The sequence below is a fragment of the Micromonospora sp. WMMD1120 genome (assembly GCF_029626235.1).
GTDB lineage: Bacteria > Actinomycetota > Actinomycetes > Mycobacteriales > Micromonosporaceae > Micromonospora.
The window spans coordinates 2245559-2264514 of the sequence record NZ_JARUBO010000005.1; the positions used below are offsets into that span (position 1 = coordinate 2245559).

General features: G+C 68.0%; 11 protein-coding genes. 5 read left to right on the forward strand and 6 right to left on the reverse strand.

The window, feature by feature from the left end; all coding sequences use genetic code 11:
* Positions 1–364 precede the first annotated feature (364 nt).
* Genes O7634_RS10695 through O7634_RS10705 form a run of 3 tightly spaced genes read left to right on the forward strand, consistent with a single transcriptional unit; the run spans position 365 to position 2890 of the window.
* A complete protein-coding gene (locus tag O7634_RS10695) occupies positions 365–547 on the forward strand; it encodes a hypothetical protein (RefSeq protein WP_278149974.1) in 183 nt (60 codons plus the stop codon).
* Positions 537–2261: an N-6 DNA methylase gene (locus O7634_RS10700; RefSeq protein ID WP_278149975.1), complete on the forward strand. Its 1725-nt coding sequence runs from the start codon at positions 537–539 to the stop codon at positions 2259–2261. The genes O7634_RS10695 and O7634_RS10700 overlap by 11 nt, the downstream gene beginning before the upstream one ends.
* Positions 2249–2890 carry a restriction endonuclease subunit S gene (locus tag O7634_RS10705; protein ID WP_278149976.1) on the forward strand — a complete coding sequence of 214 codons (642 nt, stop codon included), beginning with the start codon at positions 2249–2251 and terminating at the stop codon, positions 2888–2890. The genes O7634_RS10700 and O7634_RS10705 overlap by 13 nt, the downstream gene beginning before the upstream one ends.
* 117 nt (positions 2891–3007) lie before the next feature.
* Here the strand turns inward: O7634_RS10705 and O7634_RS10710 are convergent, their stop codons facing one another.
* From O7634_RS10710 to O7634_RS10725, 4 genes are all read right to left on the reverse strand, one after another.
* A complete protein-coding gene (locus O7634_RS10710; protein ID WP_278149977.1) occupies positions 3008–4363 on the reverse strand; it encodes a hypothetical protein in 1356 nt (451 codons plus the stop codon).
* Positions 4364–4671: 308 nt separating this feature from the next.
* Complete coding sequence (locus tag O7634_RS10715) at positions 4672–5406, reverse strand: hypothetical protein (protein ID WP_278149978.1); 735 nt, start codon at positions 5404–5406, stop codon at positions 4672–4674.
* Positions 5407–5721: 315 nt separating this feature from the next.
* Positions 5722–7200 carry a site-specific integrase gene (locus tag O7634_RS10720; protein ID WP_278149979.1) on the reverse strand — a complete coding sequence of 493 codons (1479 nt, stop codon included), beginning with the start codon at positions 7198–7200 and terminating at the stop codon, positions 5722–5724.
* A gap of 2 nt (positions 7201–7202) precedes the next feature.
* On the reverse strand, positions 7203–7598 hold the full coding sequence (locus O7634_RS10725) for a DNA-binding protein (protein WP_278149980.1): 396 nt from the start codon (positions 7596–7598) through the stop codon (positions 7203–7205).
* Between the two features lie 2164 nt (positions 7599–9762).
* Here O7634_RS10725 and O7634_RS10730 point away from each other — a divergent pair.
* On the forward strand, positions 9763–10698 hold the full coding sequence (locus O7634_RS10730) for a replication-relaxation family protein (protein WP_278149981.1): 936 nt from the start codon (positions 9763–9765) through the stop codon (positions 10696–10698).
* A 494-nt stretch (positions 10699–11192) separates the two neighbouring features.
* On the opposite strand, the gene O7634_RS10735 is transcribed toward O7634_RS10730, so the two are convergent.
* Entirely contained in the window at positions 11193–13343 is a 2151-nt protein-coding gene (locus O7634_RS10735; RefSeq protein ID WP_278149982.1) for a DUF262 domain-containing protein, read from the reverse strand.
* An 83-nt stretch (positions 13344–13426) separates the two neighbouring features.
* Positions 13427–15535, reverse strand: a complete 2109-nt coding sequence (locus O7634_RS10740) for a UvrD-helicase domain-containing protein (protein ID WP_278149983.1) — start codon at positions 15533–15535, stop codon at positions 13427–13429.
* 151 nt (positions 15536–15686) lie between these two features.
* Between O7634_RS10740 and drmD the strand changes: the two genes are divergently transcribed.
* A complete protein-coding gene (gene drmD / locus O7634_RS10745; protein WP_278149984.1) occupies positions 15687–18944 on the forward strand; it encodes a DISARM system SNF2-like helicase DrmD in 3258 nt (1085 codons plus the stop codon).
* Positions 18945–18956: the final 12 nt, after the last annotated feature.

The window sequence follows — 18956 nt, forward strand, 5'->3', positions numbered from 1 at the left end:
CACCGTCATCCTGCGCGCCGACGACCACGACCTGCGGTGGTGGTCTGGGCCGTGTCCGCGCCAACGTCACCCTCGCTGCGACCCCTGAGCGAGGTCGTGGACCCGCCGAGCGATACGACGATTGTTGCTTTCGCCTGCGCGAAGACCTCACTGCGGCAACCTGACGTGAACTCACTGCCGACGCGTCGAAGCGCCTCCTGCTGCCCGAAGTCGGTAGGGAAGGTGCTCGACCGGCTCGAACGCGGCGACAGCTGCGTGCCATCGAGTAACAGAACGCTTCGTATGCTCGCTACGAGGCTGACCCGCGCGTGGTGTGCGGCTTACCGTCGACGCCATGAGGGCCGCATCAAGGGAGGAAACGGGCGTGGTTGCCAGACTGATGGACATGGCAGGGCTCGTCGATCCGGGGAGCGCCGTTGCGGTGATCGTGGTGCTGGCCATCGGCTTTCTCGGCTGGGTGATCGTGAGTGACGGCCGGACGGTTCGGTTGGAACGGCTGATTCGTGCCTTCAGGGAAGGGCGGAAGGGGGCGGACGATGACGCTTGATCATGCTGTCGGCGGTGCCGGCGAACGGCGTCTGATGACCAGGCTGGAGATCGCCCAGGCGGCCGGCGTCCATGGGGCGGCGGTGAGCAACTGGATGCGGCGGCACCCGGACTTCCCCGACCCGGTCAGGACCGTGCCCGCTGACCTCTTCGCCGCCGAGGAAGTGGCCGAGTGGCTCGACGGTCGCAAGATTCAGAGCGACGAGCGGCGAGAGGGCGAGACGGCCGGTGTCACCTACGGCCGGCGCTTTCGTCTCACCGTCGGCTTGGCCTATGTCCACTCAGACGTAAGGGTGGCACCCGACATGGTCGCCGAGGCCATCAAGGCCGACCTGTGGAAGAGCCTGGAGCCTGACTTCACGGCGAGCCAGGACCGCACCATGTTCCAGGAAATGATCATGGCGCTGGTCTGCGTCCAGGCGATCGCTCCGAAACAGTGGACCCCCATCGCGGACACCTACAGTCCAGACCTCTTTGCCCGCGTGTGGTCCGCCCTGCCGACAGCCGACGGCATCCGTCCGGAACTGTTGGACAGGATCGTCCGAGACGGGTGGTGGCAGGCTCGCTTCCGTACCGGCGTCAAGGTTCTGCAACGCTGGGTCCAGCCTGGTACGAGTGCGCCACAGGAAAGGGTCGGCCGCCGGTTGACGGCCGCCGCGGCCTTCGACCACCTGCTCGATCGGTTCGCGCAAGCCCGTAAGTCCAGCGACGACGAATACCTCACCCCGCACGGCGTGGCTCGCCTCATGGTGCTGCTCGCTGATCCAGGAGCCGAAGACCGGGTGTACAACCCGTGCTGCGGCTCCGGCGAGATCGTCGCCGCCGTACTGGACCACCAACGCGACAACGGAGCAGACCGGTCGCTGGCACACAACGTCAGCGGTCATGCCCTGGCCTCCCGGGCATGGCGCCTGGCTGTCATGAACACCGCCGTTCACGGCTGCCCACTCGACCTCGGCGGGCAGCCGGCCGACGACCTCAAGGTCGTCGACGTCAGGGGCGGCCCCTACGACGTCGTCCTGACGAACCCCCCGTTCACGATGGCCGACTGGCGGTCCGCAACGGAGATTGCGTCTTCCGGTTGGCCGTACGGTGAGCCGCCCCGCCACAACGCGCACTTCGCCTGGCTGCAGCTGATCGCGGCCGCACTGAAACCGGCAGGCCGAGCCGTCGCGGTGATGCCCAGCAGTACCACCTCTATCTCCACCAGCAAGAGTCGGCAGATCCGCGCCGCGATGGTGGAACAAGGCGTGGTCCGGTGCATCATCGAGCTCCCTAAGCAAATGTTCCGGGAGACGGCCAGCCCGCTCAGCCTTTGGGTCCTCGGCCGCCCGGAGCAGCGTCGGGACCACGATGTCCTGCTCATCGACGCGAAGAAGGCCACCCGAGCCGCAGGCAGAACCCACCGGATCCTGACCGACGCCGGTAGCCGGCACATCGTCGACCTCTACCACGCATGGTCGGAGGCCGGAGGCGGCCCGATTCAGCCGATCGGCAACCTTGCCGCAGTCTCCGTCACCCTCGAACGTCTCCGCGAGCACGACCACGACCTCACGCCATCGACCTACCTTCGCCCGCCGGCCCCGGACGTGACGAGCCGGTCGTCGAGCCTCAGCGCGCTCCGTGCCGAAATCCGCCAGCTCGACGACGCGGCCGTTGCCGCGGACCTCGACCTGGATCACCTACTCGATCGGTTGCAGCCATGGAACCCTTGATCAGTCCCAGCCCCGACAACTGGACGCACCGTCGCCTCGGCGACCTCTGCCTCATCCACGGCGGCCCCAGCGGCTCCGACCTCAATGCCGGCGACCGCGACGCCGAAGGCATCGCGGTCATCAACACCGTCGACATCAGCGACGGCCGGGTGTCCGACACTCCTAGAACCAGGATCAGCCCGGAGGCGGTGCGGAGGCTGAGCCGCTATGAACTCGCCGTCGGCGACGTTCTGCTGGCCCGGCTCAGCGGGAGGATCAATCACGTCATCATCGGGCAACGGGAAGCCGGGATGCTCATGGGCGGATCCACGATCCGGATCCAGGTCACGGAGCCCGCGAGAGGGGTCCTCCTACCGTTCTATCTCCACTGCTACCTGATGCACCCGACGGTCCTGGAATTCCTTGGTCAGCAGGTCAAACAGGGAGTCCAGCCCAGCCTGACCCAGAGCAGCCTCAGAAACCTGCCCATCGCCCTGCCCCCGATGGACATCCAGCGGGAGATCGCCGAGGTGGCGCAGGCGTTCCGGAACAAGATCGAAGCCCACGAAAGGGTCGCGGGGTTGACCCGGCAGCTGTACCAACAGGTGGTTCCGCAGATGGTCGCGAATGAGATGACGTTTCGGGTGTAGCTCAGGGATCACTCACGACGATGATCACGTGGTGCGGACGCGGTCGTCGCGGTCGCCCCGGATGATCCCGCGGCAGGAGGGTGATTCCGGGCGGGATCAAGGGCTGAAGGGCTTGGCCTACTGCTGCTTCAGGCGGGCGATCTCCGCTTCGAGGTCGGCTACGCGTTTCTCCAGCTGTACACGGGTCGGCCGCGGAGCGACCGCTGTGTCCGCTCCTGATCTGCCCTTGACGGGAGTCGGTGGTACCAGCCAACCCACTCGCTGGAAGGCGACGATGGGTTGCTCGTATCGGCAGGTCCAGCATGTCGTCATCGGGTCCGGCTCGAGGTGACCCTGCTCGACCCGGCGGATGGCCTGCGCGTACTCGGTTACGCCGAGATGCTCTTTGATCTGCTCCATCCGAGCCTTGCGCTCCGCGACAGCGTCGAGATCGTTCGGTTCCGTCTGCCGATGGCCGTCCGCTGGCTTCCAATTCAGCGGCGTGATCTGGTGGTCGAGGTGTCCGCATTCCAGCTTCACGGTCCAGTAGCCGACCGTCTCAGGTTCCCGCCGTAGGACCTTGTCGCCTTTGAGATCCAGCGTTGACCGGGTCAGATAGTGGCTCACCGCCTGGTACGGCGTCTCGGGGGTCCGGTGAGTGGCGCAGGTGTAAGCCCCTTTACGCAGCGGGCTACCGCCCCACGACCATGTCATGTCCGTCAGTGGCCGCTCGTCGCCAAGCGTCAGGATCTCGACGATGTCGCCGCAGCCGAGCTGCATCCGCCACCGGAACATCAGCTCCGCATCCGGAAACGACGACCGTGTCAACGTCCGGTCTTCTCTCTTCACGGCTGCCAGGGCCTCGGCGCGACGCTCGTTGTATTCGCGTAGCACCACAGCGACGGGCCGGGCTCGGCCAGGCAGCCGCCGCTCCGACTCGTGGTGCTTGTATGTTGTGCCTTCGCGCCGGGCCTTTCGTACCCGTTCCTCCGCACTGCCCTGAAGGATCTCCGAGATTCGGCGGATCTGGCCGGGGCTCATCGGAGGTGGTGGGCAGCATCGCCCGCAATGGCTGACCGCGCTACCCGCCATACTCCATCGCCCGGCGTGGCAGTAGGGGTGCCGCTGCTTGAAGGCCTTTTCCGCAGCCGTACGGGCGGCCTGCTCCTCGACGCTCAGATACATCGTGCCCTTGCCGGTGCACGAGGGCGACTCACCGAGCGAGATGAGTTGCTCGCCGCAGCCGGGACACGGTTCGCCGGCCATCATCTGTGCGTGAGTCAGCCGGTCCGAGTCGGTGTAGGTCGGCACGGACCACGCTTCGCACTGGAGATGTTTTGTGACGCCGCTGGCGACCATCCGATGGAGCTCACCGTACCTGCGGCAATCCATGCAGTACGGAGTTCCGTCGTCTGCCTTGGCCGGCAACCTGCGCAATGCGGCCTTGGTGATCAACGCCCGTTCTGTCACCGCCAGCGGCCTTCCGTGCGACATCGATGACTCAGGCTATTCCCCTGTCGGTCAAGATCGCGTGAGACACCCCGTGTGGCTATCGACATCCCGCGGTCGAGTGCCTCGCGGCGTGTCGCCGCGAGGCACTCGATCGTGCTGGCACTCCTCGGAGTTCGCGTCTCAGCGTGCCCACCGGCGCCGAACCGCTACCTCGGGCGGAGATCGATCGTGGCCTTGCCGTCGACCTCGACGTTGGTTGTGGCCCCGGCTATCTAACGCGCAAGTCCCCTGCCATGCCGAGAATCGAGCTCCGATGGGCGCGGAGATCGCTTCGATGCCGCCGGGCGTGGTCACGTCGTTGGAGAACGCCCCTCTTCGTCCGGTGGTGGGTTCTTGGCAGCGCGTCGGACGATGTCCTCGGCGTCGAAGGTGACATCGGCGACGATCTCGTAATCGGCGACGCGGGCGCGTAGTGCCGTGAGTCGGACTGCCGCCTGTTGTAGGCGTCCGCCTTCTACGTCAAGCGCGGCGAGCAGGTCAGCATCGTCGATCCACGTCCGGACGCCGTCGACCTCGTCTTCTTCGTCGGAGTCCGTGGAGTGCGTGGTTCCTAGCGTGCTGGCCATCCAGTTCAGTAGTTCGACCTGGGCGTCGAGTGCCACGCACGGTTCACCGCTGCGGAAGGCGTCAACGGCGCGTTCGTAGGCGGGTGCCGGGACGACCATCGCTGGTACGCCGGGTGCGTCGTGAGCGACGATCACCGCGGCCAGTTCAACCGCCGGGGTGACGGCTATGGACTCGCAAATTTCGTCGCCGTCGTCGACCTCGACGAGCTTGTCCGGATGATCAAGGGGTATCGCTTGGGCCGTGGTGATGGTGCGCCGCTGTGTGGGGTCCGTCGGCGGGCGCGGATCCATGCGAGTGCTGCTGGCGATGGTGATCGGAGTGTCGGCGGGCAGCCGCTGCATCAGTTTCGCGAGCTGGCCGGCGGTCCGGATCTCGATGGTGTGGTCGACGAGGGCTTCGTGTACTGCTGCGAAGGCGGCGGCCTGCCGTTCTTGGTATTCCTGCCAGTTGCTGGTCATGGCGTTTCTCCGGGAGTTGTCGTCGGTGTTGGTCCTTGTAGGTGCATGGGGTGCCAGGCCGGCAGGGCAGCCGACCTCGATCAGGATCGCGTCGGGGCGTTCGGCAGGTAGTCGGGCCACGATGTCTACCGCCGCCTGCCGGCGAGTCGCCGCCGGTTCAGGGACGGCTGGGCGCGCGGGCCACTGAATTGGCGGGCCGTCTGTGCTCCGTCCGCCGCTCGCGTCCACGGCGGTAGTCGTGCAGCGAACGGAGTCGTGCTCGACGGCGGGGGTGGCAGCCCTCGGGCTGCCACCCGTCTGGCGAATGTTGTCCGTCTACGCGGCCCGTTTCCGCCGGCGGGGGAGTAGCTTCGCGGCGGCTTCGGCCTTGGCGCGTTCGACGTCGAGTTCGGCGATGACGGAGGTGTAGACGTCGGTCATGGCGGCGGAGGAGTGGCCGAGGAGTTCCTGGATGTCTTTGAGGTCTGCGCCGGCGGCTTTGAGGTAGGTGGCGGCGCAGTGCCGGAGGTCGTGGAGTCGGATGGGTGGTAGGTCGGCGTCGCGGACGAGGGCTTCGAACCGGTCGGTGACGGTGTTGGGGTGCCAGGGCTGTCCGTCGGGTTGGACGAAGAACAGTCCGGTGTCGGGCCAGGTGTGGCCGGCGGCGAGTTTCCACGTGGCGCGGCGGGCGTGGTGGGCGCGCAGCACGGTGCGGGTGATGCTGGCCAGGGCCATGATCCGGTTGCCGGACTCGGACTTGACCTTCTTGATCACGGGTGTGTAGCCGTGGGTGGCCATCTGTTGGGTGATGCTGATCAGGCTGTTGTCGAGGTCGACGGCGGTGTCGGTGAGTCCGACGGCCTCGCCTCGGCGCAGACCCCGGTGCAGGATCAGCGTGAACAGCGGGTAGAGGGCGGGGTCGTGTTCTTCGGCGTGGTCGAGGAACGCGCCGGCCTGCTGGGGTGTCCAGACCATGACGGGACTGGGTCGCTCGCCGGTGTCGCGCCACCGTTGGACGGCGTTGGCGGTCCAGACGCGGGCTTTGGGCCGTACGCCGGAGGGCAGTTCGATGTGGGCGGCGGGGTTGAAGTCGATGAGCCGGTTGTTGCCGCGACGGATGGCGTCATTCAGTGCCTTACGCAGGGTGGCGCGGATGCGGTGCATGCTGGCCGGTCTGGTGGTGCGCATCCCACGGACGCTGGCGCGGACGGCGGGGTCGTCGCTCTGGCGGGCGACCTCGAGGGCGGTGCTGCGGTCGGCGATGGCGGTGAACATGGCCTCGATGTGCTCCACCCGCAGTTTGACCAGGGGGATGGCGCCGAGGTGGGGGACCAGGTGGGTGCGAATGTGCGACTCGTACGCGAGCATCGTGTTGGGTTGGACGCTGCGCAGGTTGCGGCGCGACGCCAGCCACGACTGCAGGTATTCGCCGACGGTGGTGGTGACGGTGGCCGGTAGGCCGGCGCGGACCCGGCGGGCGATGGTGTCGCGGTCCGGTAGCGGGGCACCGATGGCGACGGTGAGGAGCATGTCGGCGATCTCGGCGGCGACGGCCGGGTCGTCGCCGGCGAGGGCGAGCAGGGCTTTGGCCTGGTCGCGGTCGGCGGTGGCGGCGTCGCGGGTGTCGAAGGTGCTGCGGCGTAGTTGCCGGCGCGGCTTGCCGAGGTGGGTGGGTAGTTCGAGTTGGTAGGCCCACCGTCCGTGGGCGGGGCTCCACGCCCCGCTAGGCCGGCGCAGGCGCGGGCAGCGGTTGCCGAGTTTGCGCCCGTCGCGGTCGCGGCAGGAGCAGCGTTTGAAGACGGATCCTTCCGCCATCGTCAGGTGTTCCCTTCGGTCGGGGTGTGCGGCAGCCGGGGGCTGCGGATTCGGTACGGGGTAATCGACGCGTGACTTCCGCCGGGGGGCAAGTCGTCGTCGGGCGGTCCGGTCGAGGACCCCCGGCCGTCGGCGGCGGGTAGGTGCAGGGCGGTGAGGATCGCCGCGACCGGTACGCGGTAGCGGGTGCCGAACCGCAGCACCGGGACGGGGAACCGGTCGCGCTTGGCCAGGTCGTAGGCGACGGACCGGGACAGCCCGAAGATCCTGGCGGCGGTGCCCAGGTCGGTGACCGCGCCCAGGGCGCGGATCTGCTGCGCGTTCCAGGTGTCGTGGGAGCCGTCGCCGGCTGGGCGGGTAGGAGTTGCGGGGGTGGGGTGCTGGTCAGGGGTGCTCATCGTGCGGCGGTCCTTCCGGTGATCAAGACAGGAGCGTTAACGGTGTCGCCGGGGACGGGCGGCTGGTCGATCCGGCAGTAGCCATCGGCGCGGAGATGCCGGCGGCGCCCGCGCCGTGGCCCGGACGTTGGCGGATCGTTGAGCAAGCCGAGTGGTCACGACACGGACGAAAGGCGGTATGGGTTAGCGGGCCGGACAGGTGCCGTGTGGCCCCGAGGTGGTGCTCGTTCACGGTGATGTCGACTGCGCCGGGCGAGTCGTGCCTGACACTTGTAAACCCGCGTTTGTGTGCTCTGGCGAACGCCTGCCTCACTCACAGCCGCTCACAGCGACTCACAGAGCCGCCGTTCAACCGCTGACTCTGGTCCGCGCCACGCACCGTGCCTGGTGCCAACGCACCCGCCGGAGGCACACAGGCAGCGATAAATGTCGATTGCGTAGCGGACGCCTCGCGGTCGGAAGTGACCCCTGATGTCGCGCCCGATGACATGCCGCCGGCCGCGTGAACGTGTCACACGACCCGGGCCGCGGGCGCGCATATCAACTCGTGGTCTTCGATGTCAAGGGTTGCTGGCGGACACGTGACACCGCGAGGTTTGTGCCACTGCCGGCGGGCCTTCAGTCGTTCTGCCCGCGCCGGCGCAGGTGCGCCCCGTGGTCAACCGGAAGTCAACGGAGACCCGTTTGGCGCGCGCATCCCGACTGTCAATGCCCTGTTCAGCGACCGCGCCGGACAAAATGTCAACGACTGGTGTCGATGACACAAGCCACCGCTCGGACATCGTCTTGTGGCACACGTCGACACGATCCACCAGTTTCGAACAATGCCTACGTAGGCGATGTCAATCGCCGAGCGTGGATGGATGGCGCCTGCGGCCGGCGTGCGTGTCCGGACACGCGACGCGGTGTCACTTTCGGCAGCTTTGCCATGTTGGCTGTGGCCGCGCCACGCCGCGGCGGACAACATGTCAATCGAAGGACGTCGTTGACATCGGGCAGTGGCGCGGCACCCGGGTCGGGCACCGGAGTTGCCTCCCGCATCTCTCAAGGTGCGACGGCGCCTGGCGTGAATGAGGCGCAGCATGATGTCCCCGGGTGAACAGGCGGCGTCACCGTGGCCGAGACCCCGGGTCGCTCCCACGCGGCTCATGCGCGCGAAGCGCCAGCGGGTACGTCCCACCTGTCCGTTGATCGCGTTGGTCCCCGTGACCAGGGACGGCTCATCTTCGGCGGCACGGGAGGCGGTCGCTGTGAGCCGCTGTGAGTCTTTGTGAGTGGCTGTGAGTCGCTGTGGGTGCCAGGGTGTAGGGCTCCGGAAAGCCCCTCGTCTCGCGCTCTCGCGCCGGGGCCGCACGCACTCACAGCCCTGGTCAGGGCCCCCGTAGGATCGTGGGCCGGCTGTCGGTCAACGCGGAGCGGAGCAGGGCTGTGAGTGGCTGTGAGTCGGACAGGCGTTCGCCAGCGCACACAAACGGCGGTTATATAAGTGCAAGCGCAGTGCGGCCCCCGATCGGGCGTACGTCGTGCCGGCTGCCCCGGACGCCGTGGGGCCGTCGATCCGGCCGCGCCGACCGGTGGCCATACCGCCCCAAGCGGTCGTTCGGGCGCGGTACCGGCTCGTAGATCCGCTTCCTCACCGGGCCGCGACCGTCGTGGCCGCCTCGCGGGCCGGGCAGGAAGTGACCTGCGGACCTGGGTGTCATCGCGTCATTCGCTGGTTCGTCGACAGTCGCGGCGGCACCGGGGCTACCGGCCAGATGACGCATCGCCGGGGATGGCGTAATTCGGGGTCCGCGGGCGGCGGGAGTGTGCCACCGACGGCGGGACTGTCCCGCTGCCGCCAGCCTGGCCGAGGCGTCGCCGTCCTCGTCGACGGATCCCGGTACCCGCTGGACTCACGGGATCGAGCGGCCAGCTCGTCTCACACGCCTCCAGCGGTTGCCGTTTCTCGGCCGGCCCTCGCAGTAATCAACGGCCCGGTGAACCGTGCCGAGGTCAGTTGCGGCGTCAGTGCCCGCCTCCGTTGCGGGGTCGTCCTTGAACCTGACCCGGCAACGGACCCCCGATTCCGCTCACACCGCAGCACACGCCGCCAGTGACCGGATCCGTCTCAGCTCAGAGAGACCTTCCGGTCTCTCCCTCACCCCCGCAGGAGCCACCAACCATGTCCGATCAACTCCTTCGTGCCCAGTCCATGCTGACCGCCCGCGACCACGTCCTGCTCGGCTGGCTGGCCGACCACGGCGTGCTGACCACGCCGCAGGTCGCCTACGCCCTGTTCCCGTCGCTGGACTTCGCCCAACGCCGGCTGCGCCGGCTCCACGATGTCGGCGTCATCGACCGGTTCCGGCCGCTCAAGACCGACGGCGGCTCCTACCCGTACCACTGGGTCCTGGACCAACTCGGCGCGGAACTCGTCGCCGTGGACCGCGACCAGCCACCGCCACGGCCCAGCCAGACCAAGGCCCGACGCCGCCGCTGGACCGTCGCCCGCCTCCTGGGCCACCGCCTCGGCGTCAACCAGTTCTTCACCGACCTCGCCGGCCACGCCCGTACCCACCCCGACCACCAACTGCGGCGGTGGTGGCCGGAATCACGGTGCGCCGACCACGGTGTCTTCGCCAACGCCGACTCACACGTCGCACTTCAGGTCAGTCCCGCCCCGATACACCCCGACGGCCACGGCATCTGGACGGCCGGCAACCGGCCGGTGCCGTTCTTCCTCGAGTACGACACCGGCACCGAACCCCTGACCGAACTCGTCCGCAAACTCGACGACTACCACCGGATGGCCCGCTGGGGCGGGCCGCAGTGGCCGGTGCTGCTGTGGCTGCACTCCGCCGAGCGCGCCCACCACCTGCACCAGCGACTGGCCGAGCAGACCCTGTTCGCACCCGTGGTCACCGCCAGCCGCGACCACGCCACCCAGGCCGCCCTCGGCCCCGCCGGACCGCTGTGGCAACTGCACGGCCATCACGGCCTGCTCACCCTGGCCGACCTCGCCGACGCGCTGCCCTACCTGCAACACCCTGACCACGGGCCCGACGCTTTCGGCCATCCCTTCGCCCCACGCCGGAAGGCCGAGCCGCTGCGAGGCTGACCCCGCCCACCGCCGCGCCCCGGAGACGCCTCGACGGCAGGACCCGCGACGCATGACCCACCGCCTGTCTTCGAACTCGGTACACCTGGAGACCCCCGTCGGCGTTCGAGGCCTGTGCAGCGATCCGCACACGGAGCCGCCGAGCCGACACCACAACCTCGGAATCACGTCCGCTGTGCAGCGTCGCAGCGGACGTGATCCCACCCGGGTGACAGCACCGACGCCGCCGCCCGGGCCCCTATCCCACCGCTGCCGCCACCAGCAGCAGAACCTTCTAGGTACCGGTCAAGGGGACCACCTACCACCCACAAGTTCACCGTCCCGTCCACCTGACCCATCCCAGCGGAGCTGGCTCTCGCCGAATCTCCCCGCCTTAGCCTTCGCGACCGGTGGGCTGTCGATGCTGCGCCGAGCACCGCACCCTGATCATGACCCACCCCACCGCGCTCGGCTTCGCCGCGGACAACCAGCAGACTCGTCGGGAACCAGGAAGGTCAGCTGCCTGCTACTCGCACCAGAACGAGACTCTCGGCTGGGAGATTCACGCCCCGGGCTTTGAAGCCGGCTGCCGCAATCGCCTTACCTAACGAGTTGCTGGCCGAGTACCAGTAAGGCAAATGGTTCCGGGCCGATGGCGGCAAAGAAGTGCCGAGGATGTCTTCCAGGTCCTCGAAGGTCACCGGAAGTTCGTCGCGAGTCTGTGCGCGCAGCCACTCGGTGACTGGCTGGTACTTGCCGTGAGAGGAATCATCGGTGGGAAGCTCGACCGCTGGCTCGTCTGAATCAAGCTCGGCCCCGGCAAGGCTCGCCCCGATAGCCGAAACCCCCTGAGGTACCGGCCAGATCTGGGCAATCATTTGCGCCAACTTTCTGGTGCGAGCGCGGATCTGTTCCTCGCCCCATAAGCCGCTTTCGACCAGATCGACGTTGAGCTTCAGCGTGCTGTGCTTGAGCAGTTCGCTGCGCTTGCCGGTGTCGCCGAGCCCGCGTGCCTTGGCCTCCTCGTCTGTCCATGGCCGGTTAGACAGGGAAGGGTTTAGCCGGTTGTTGACTAGCGTCAGATTGCCCAGCGTGTGTATCAGCAACTCGCGCTCGGCGGCCGACGTCTCGTCAACGCCGACACCCCAATGCTCCCGCCACGCCCGCGGCATGATGTGTTCGACAGTCAGGTTGCGCGGGCACAACGCATGCTCACTCTTGCTGGTCCGCCTCCGCTCCTCCAGCGCCTCGATCAACATCCGGAGGCGAGCGCGCAGCAGTGACTTGTAGATCGGGGCGGTTTGAAGCGCGCCGATGACCTGCTCGTCGCTGGGCCAGAACCGAGAGTCGGCCTCCTGGGCAAGCAGGAAACGCTCGGTCACGTCGCCCACGAGGCTCGGTCCGCGTGAGTCAAGTTCGCGGAGCAGGTCCAGCACCAGGCGGTTGATGTCCTTACTGGTCAGGCGGCAGACGGCTCGGCGGACCAACCAGCTTTCGAGTGCGTTCAAGGCCTTGTCCCGCTGGGCTGTCGGCATTTCCTCCTCCGACCACCGCAGCAGCCACAGCAAGATGGGCGTAACCACCGCCGAGTCCATCGCCTGAATCACTCGATAGCGGAACCGGCCTACCACCGAATCCTGCGGCAGCGACTCTAGGGAGGCGTAGATGCGGGCGTCCCTGGCCAGGTCGTTCAGGAGCGACTCGATGTCCGGCCCGTCCCCCAGCAGGTGTTCGCGGAACGCCACGAAGATCCGATCCGACTGAACCTCACGGAGCAGACGAGCGATCAACCAGTAGTTGACGAAGATGTCGATCCGGGGGACGTACTGGCGCCCTCGCGAGATCTTCTGGCGCCAGTAGTCGCCGTCTAGCTCCCGCCATCGCCGCTGGTACAGATTAGCGACATCGAACCCCTGCTTCAGCGCAACCTGGAAGACCAGATTTTTCATCAGGTCTGCGGCCAGCAAGGGTGTGCCTCGATGGTTGAGGGTCTCGAAGATGACCTGCGCGTTGTCACCGGGCTCGAGGTCGATGACGACGACCTTGAGGAAGTCTCGCAGCGTCTGAGTCAAGGCCCTGATCCGGGCGGTGGCCTTGTCTTGGTCACCGGTGATTTCGGCCCAGGTCTCGATCTGCTGGACGAAGAAGGCGTGGCCGCTGGCAATGGACGACGAGGCGAGCGCCGGCGGAACGCTCAGCTCGTTGTCCATCGCCGCCCTGAACGCTTCCTGGTCGCGATCCGTCGGCCAGACCTTGAAGACTTCATGTGGCTGCTGCGCGATGGCGGGCTCGTTGCAGACCAGCACCCGCAGCGCCTGGGCGTCCATCGGCGCACCGTGGCGCTCGGCAACCCACTGGGCGGCATCGAGCAGGAGTTGCAGGGTTGTAAGCCGCTGCTGCCCGTCGATGACGTGGCGAACAGCGATGTAGCCCGCCGGAGTGAGCGGCTGGTCCAGCACGATTGCGCCGAGGAAGTGCGGAGCCACCTTCGGCCCGCCGTATCCCACAGGCGCCTCTAGCAGTTGCTCGGCGACGGCGCGAACGTCCGCCCACAGCGGTGCCCATTGGTCCTGCTGGTTCCAGACGTAAGGGCGTTGGAACAGCGGCACGACGTACCGGATGTGATGGCCGAAGATCGCCGCGGGGGTGAGGGTCTGAGCCTGCATGCTGTCCCTTCCGAGGAGCGCCACCACATCCCTGATCGGGAGCTGGGGGCGGGTTGGCCGACGTGCGGGGAGCATCTCCGCGGTCAATAAGCCTGAGCGGAGTTCAGGAACGGGCTGGGGTTGCCGACGTAGGAGACGTAGAGCGAGTCGCGGGCCCGAGTGCACGCGACGAACAGTAGGCACCGCTCGCGGAGCAGATCGTGCTCGTGCGCGACGGGATCCTGACTCTGGGCGGTCACGGCTGCCTTTGCCGGCACCGTTCCGGCATCGACGCCAACGGCGGCAAGGCAGCGGAACTCCAGGCCCTTCATCGCATGCATGGTGCCGACGCGCACTACGTTGGTCTTCGTCGCCGTCGTTGAGCTGGTCTGGATTCCGGCAGCGATGAGAGCGTCCCGGACGGCGCGAACGAGATGGCCATTACGGGCGGCGACGCCGATGGCGTGTGGTTCCACGCCCGCCGCGAGCCAGGTATCAACCTGGTCGGCAAGCCCGGCGTACTCGGCCGTACGGTCGGGGTAGGCGCGGACGGTCGGCCGTCGACCGTGCATCGGGGAGCGGTAGCCGGCGAGGCTGTCGGGCTGGTCGTCCAGGCCGGTTGGAGTCACGCCCGTCAACAATCGCACCGACCAGGCGAGAATTTCCTGGGTGGTTCGGTAGTTGACGGTGAGCCGCCGGCTGCGGCCCCGGATGCCGATCCCGAGCCGACCGAGCGACACGTGGTTGTCGTAGATCCTCTGATGCGGATCGGAAACGATGAACAGGTCGTCGGGCCCGGGGGCAACGGCGGCTCGGAGCAGGCGCCACTGCGCGGGGTGCAGGTCCTGCCCTTCGTCAACGATGACGTGCCGATAGGGCCGGACCGGCCGCTCGGCTAGAATTCGGGCCGCCTCGTCGGCGAGTTGAAGATGGGTCCGCTGGTCGAGCACGCGCAGTTCGTCGGTGACCTGCCGGATCGCCTCCCAGACCTGAACCCGCTGCTCGGCCTTGAGGGGGATGCCTCGGCCGTGCCGCCGAGCGGCGACATACTCCTCTGGTCCCCGCAGGCCGTGGGCGAGAATGACGTGCTCCCATTCCCGTTCCAGGAAGATCGCGCCGAACGCGCCGGTCGCCGCTGCGGCCTTCTCCCACAACTGCCGCAGGGTGTGCTGGTCGGCCACCGCCGGCTGCCGGTCGAGAGCTTCCGCGACGACACGGTAGGCGAAGCGGTCGACGTTGATCACCTCAATCCGCTCGCGGACCGTCGGGTCGTCCGTGAGCAGGCCGAGTTGCCGGTCGAGGGCGTCGGCGAGGTTGCGGGTGAACGTGGTTAGCAGCACCGGGGACGCCGCCGATGTCTGGCGGCCCAGGGACACAGCACGGTGCAGCGCGGTCACCGTCTTGCCGGTGCCGGCGCCGCCGGTGACCAGCGCAGGCCCGGTGTACGACGGACGGTAGGCGATCTCGCGCTGGGCGGGGTGCAGGAAGGTGCGCCAGGCGTCGAACGGGTGGGCCAGGATCTGGGCCAACTCCTCCGGGCCGGAGACCAGCACGAACCGGTCCGGAGTCCGGGCCACCGCCGCGGTGATGTCCTCGGTGTCGACCTCCTCAGGCGCCGTGATAGGCAGGTACGCGCTGACCTCGGCCCATACCTGCTCCGGGCTCAACCCGGCAGCGAGCCCGGTCAACGCGTCGTACTGCGGTGTGGGGAGGAGGTTGGCCAGGGCCTCCAGGTGGGCCTCGGTGGTGAGCAGCCGGACCAAGGGCAGGATGTCGGCGTCGATGCCGAGCCGGATCAGCTCGGTGTCTTTGACCTTGGCGAAGAGCAGGTCGCGGCTGTCCTTCGCGGCCTGCCGCAGCGCGGGCGTGATGCCGTCCAACGCCTGCTGGTTGCGCACCTCCAGTACGCCGAGCGCCTGGTTGACGGTGAACCGGCGGCTGGTGGCATACGCATTCGCGTCGTCGTGCGGCAACACGGTGAGCAGGAGGTACTCGTCACCGCTGTCGGGGGCAAGAACGACGCCGCGGTAGAACTGGTTGATCCGGATCGTGCGGATCCGCGGGTCCTTGGCGTTCGCCAGCTTCTCCAAATGCAGGCCAGCATGGGTGTGTTCGGCGAACTTCTCGATGGCCGCGTCGACCGCCTTCTGCACCGGCTTCTGCAGCTTGGCGTAATCGGTCAGAAAGTCCTTGGCGATGCCAAGCCGCGCCATACGACGTTTCCTCCCCTGGCGACCGCCGTACTACTCTGCTCGTCTGTGCTGTCAAGCGGTGCCCATGCTATGACACCGCGTCGATGAAGCGGATAGCCGAAAGACCGGACTGGAGGCGCGTATCAATGGAACGGGCCGATTGGCTGCCCCGATGACGACGGTCGACGCCGCACGGACCGTAACGGCCAGCGCTTTCGCCCACGACGGCGACGACGCACCAGCACCCGGCCAGCTCGTCACTGTACGTAATCGCCGGTGGGTCGCCGCCGACATCGTGCGCGGGGAGATCGCCAGCGGCGACCCGCACGTCTTCACCGGCCGCGCCCCGCACCTGGTGACGCTGGTCAGCGTCGAGGACGACGCTCGCGACGAGGAGCTGCGGGTGATCTGGGAGCTGGAGCCTGGCCGGGTGGTGCACGACAGTGCCACCCTGCCGGATCCGCGCCACGGCTTCGACGACCCTGGCGAGCTGGACGCCTTCCTCGACGCGCTGCGCTGGGGAGCGATCGCCTCCGCCGACCGCACGGCGTTACAGGCGCCCTTCCGGTCCGGCATCGAGATCGAGGACTACCAGCTCGACCCGGTTGTCCGGGCACTGTCGATGCCACGTACCAACCTGTTGATCGCCGACGACGTCGGTCTCGGCAAGACCATCGAGGCCGGACTGGTGATGCAGGAGCTGACGCTACGGCACCGCGCTCGGACCATGCTGATCGCTTGCCCGGCCGGGCTGACCCGGCAGTGGCGCGACGAGATGCGCGACAAGTTCGGCCTGGACTTTCGGATCGTCGACGCGGCGCTGCTTAAGGAGCTACGCCGGTCCCGGGGCCTCTACGCGAACCCGTGGACGCACTACCCGCGGCTGATCGTCAGCGTTGACTGGCTGAAGCGGGAACGACCACTGCGCATGCTCCGCGAGGTGCTCCCACCAACGCCCCGCTACCCGCGCACCTTCGACCTGCTCGTGGTCGACGAAGTACACACCTGCGCGCCGTCGGGCCGCGGGCGGTACGCGATCGACTCGCACCGAACCCGGGCGATCCGGACCCTCGCCCCACACTGCGAGCACCGCCTCTTCCTCTCCGCGACCCCGCACAATGGCTACCTGGAGTCGTTCACCGCGCTGCTGGAGCTGCTCGACGACCAGCGGTTCGCTCGTGGCATTAAGCCGACCCCGGAGCAGTTGGCCCGCGTGATGGTGCGCCGGCTCAAGAGCGAACTGCCGCCGAAGTGGGATGGCACGCCCCGGTTCCCGGCACGTCGGCTCGACTACCTGGAGGTCGACTACTCCGCCGCCGAGCGACACGCGCACGACCTTCTGTCACGTTATGCCGCCAGCCGTCGGGCCAGCGCGCCAGGCCGCGCCGATGAGATCGCCGCAGACTTCGTCACCACTCTGCTCAAGCGTCGGCTCTTCTCCTCACCGAAGGCGTTCGCTGAGACCATCGACACCCACCTGGCCACCATGACCGCCCGGGACGCCGACGTCGCTGCCGCCGTCGGCCGCCAGGTGGAACGGGCGGCAGGCGAAAAGGTACTGCAGCCGATGATCGAGCGGCTCGCCGAGACCGCCGAGGACGACCAGGCGTACGGTGAGGCCGAGGCCGACGCACTGGCAGCGGTCCGGCACTACGCACCGCCGTTTTCGACCGAGGAGCGCAGCCTCCTCGACGATCTGCGTACCTGGGCATGGTCGGCGCAGGACCGACCGGACGCTAAGTTCGCCGCATTGCGCGAATGGCTGGACCCGATCGTCCGTCCGGGCGGCGAGTGGGAGACCGAGCGGGTCATCATCTTCACCGAATACCGCGACACCCAACGCTGGCTGCACGAGCGGCTGCTCACCGCCGGATACCCGAAAGAGCGGATCGCACTGCTTTACGGCGGGCAGGACGCTGAAGAACGCGAGCACGTCAAGAGCGTCTTCACTGAGGATCCAGAGCTGGACGATGTCCGGATCCTGCTCGCCACCGACGCGGCCAGCGAGGGCATCAACCTACAGCGGCACTGCCACCGGCTGCTGCACTGGGAGATCCCGTGGAACCCGAACCGGCTCGAACAACGCAACGGCCGGGTCGACCGACACGGGCAGCGCGCGGCCGAGGTCCAGGTGCTGCACTTCGTGCCGGCCGGCTGGCAGCACGTCGACTACACCACCGGTTCGCTGGAGGACGAGCTGTCCTTCCTCCGGGTAGCCGTGGAGAAGGTGGAGGCGATCCGCGCCGACCTGGGCAGCGCAGGCGAAGTGATCGCAGCTCAGGTCGAGCAGAAGATGACCGGCAAGCGTACGGACTGGCAGGTCACCGATGCCGAGATTGATCGGCGGGCCAGCCGAGCCCGGCTGCGGGTGGAACGAGATCTTGCCCGGGAGCTACACAAACTCACCGAGGCCCTGAAGGGCAGCCGGGCAGAGCTGAACCTCACCCCAGCCACGGTCGAGCGGGTGGTTCGAACCGGCCTGCGGCTAGCGCACCGCCGCGACCTCGTCACCGCACCAACCCCAGCGGAGGCGACCGGGGCCTGGTTCCGGCTGCCGGAACTGCCCGGCGCCTGGGCCGCCGCCCGAAACGACGGACTGCTGCACCCAGTTACAGGTCAGGAGCGGCCGGTCACGTTCGATCCGGAGGCGGCCGCCGGGCGTACCGATGTGGTGCTGCTACACCTCGGGCACCGGCTGGTGCAGATGTGCTTGCGGCTACTCCGCGCCGAACTCTGGGCGCAGGCCCGGGGCGCCGGCGCTGGCCCGACCGATGCACCCGCTGGCCTGATTGGTGCGGCGAAGCTGAGCCGAGTTACCGCCCGGGTCATACCCGGCGACTTGCTGCGCGCCCCAGCGGTGGTCGCGCACGGCCGCGTCGTGGTGACCGGCGCCGAGGGGACCCGACTGCACGAGGAAATCGTCGTCGCTGGCGGCGAGATCGAAGCCGGCCGGCTGACCCGGGCCCGACAAGAAGATCTTGACCGCTGGTTGGCTGCCGCCACCGAGCAGCCGCCGGCCGAGCGGGCCCGCGAGCAGTTTGCCGAGCTGTGGCCTTCCCTCGCCGAGCCGCTCGGCCGAGCGCTAGCGACCCGGGCCAACCAGAGGGCGCGGAGCCTGCACGGACTGCTCGCCCAGCGGTGCGACGAAGAGGTCACTGCGATCGAGGAGGTGCTCGCCGAACTGGCCATCTCAATCCGGCAGAAGCTCACCGACGGGCCATATTGGGAGCAGCCGACGCTGTTCGCCATGGAGCAGGAGCAGCTGCACGCGGATCGGGACGCGTTGCGAGCCCGGCTGGACGACATCCCGGCGCAGCGGGAGCGGGAAACCGAGGCGCTTCGCCGCCGCTACGCCGACCCGACCGCCCGCTGGTTCCCCGCCGCCGTAACCTTCCTGGTGCCCGCCTCCCTCGCCCGAGGTGACCGCTGATGCCCGCCCCCG

Coding starts and splice junctions, on each gene's coding strand:
- O7634_RS10740 (WP_278149983.1), bottom strand. CDS start 15,535: ATGGCGCGGCTTGGCATCGCCAAGGACTTTCTGACCGATTACGCCAAG.
- O7634_RS10735 (WP_278149982.1), bottom strand. CDS start 13,343: ATGCAGGCTCAGACCCTCACCCCCGCGGCGATCTTCGGCCATCACATC.
- drmD (WP_278149984.1), top strand. CDS start 15,687: ATGACGACGGTCGACGCCGCACGGACCGTAACGGCCAGCGCTTTCGCC.
- O7634_RS10710 (WP_278149977.1), bottom strand. CDS start 4,363: ATGTCGCACGGAAGGCCGCTGGCGGTGACAGAACGGGCGTTGATCACC.
- O7634_RS10725 (WP_278149980.1), bottom strand. CDS start 7,598: ATGAGCACCCCTGACCAGCACCCCACCCCCGCAACTCCTACCCGCCCA.
- O7634_RS10730 (WP_278149981.1), top strand. CDS start 9,763: ATGTCCGATCAACTCCTTCGTGCCCAGTCCATGCTGACCGCCCGCGAC.
- O7634_RS10720 (WP_278149979.1), bottom strand. CDS start 7,200: ATGGCGGAAGGATCCGTCTTCAAACGCTGCTCCTGCCGCGACCGCGAC.
- O7634_RS10705 (WP_278149976.1), top strand. CDS start 2,249: ATGGAACCCTTGATCAGTCCCAGCCCCGACAACTGGACGCACCGTCGC.
- O7634_RS10715 (WP_278149978.1), bottom strand. CDS start 5,406: ATGACCAGCAACTGGCAGGAATACCAAGAACGGCAGGCCGCCGCCTTC.
- O7634_RS10700 (WP_278149975.1), top strand. CDS start 537: ATGACGCTTGATCATGCTGTCGGCGGTGCCGGCGAACGGCGTCTGATG.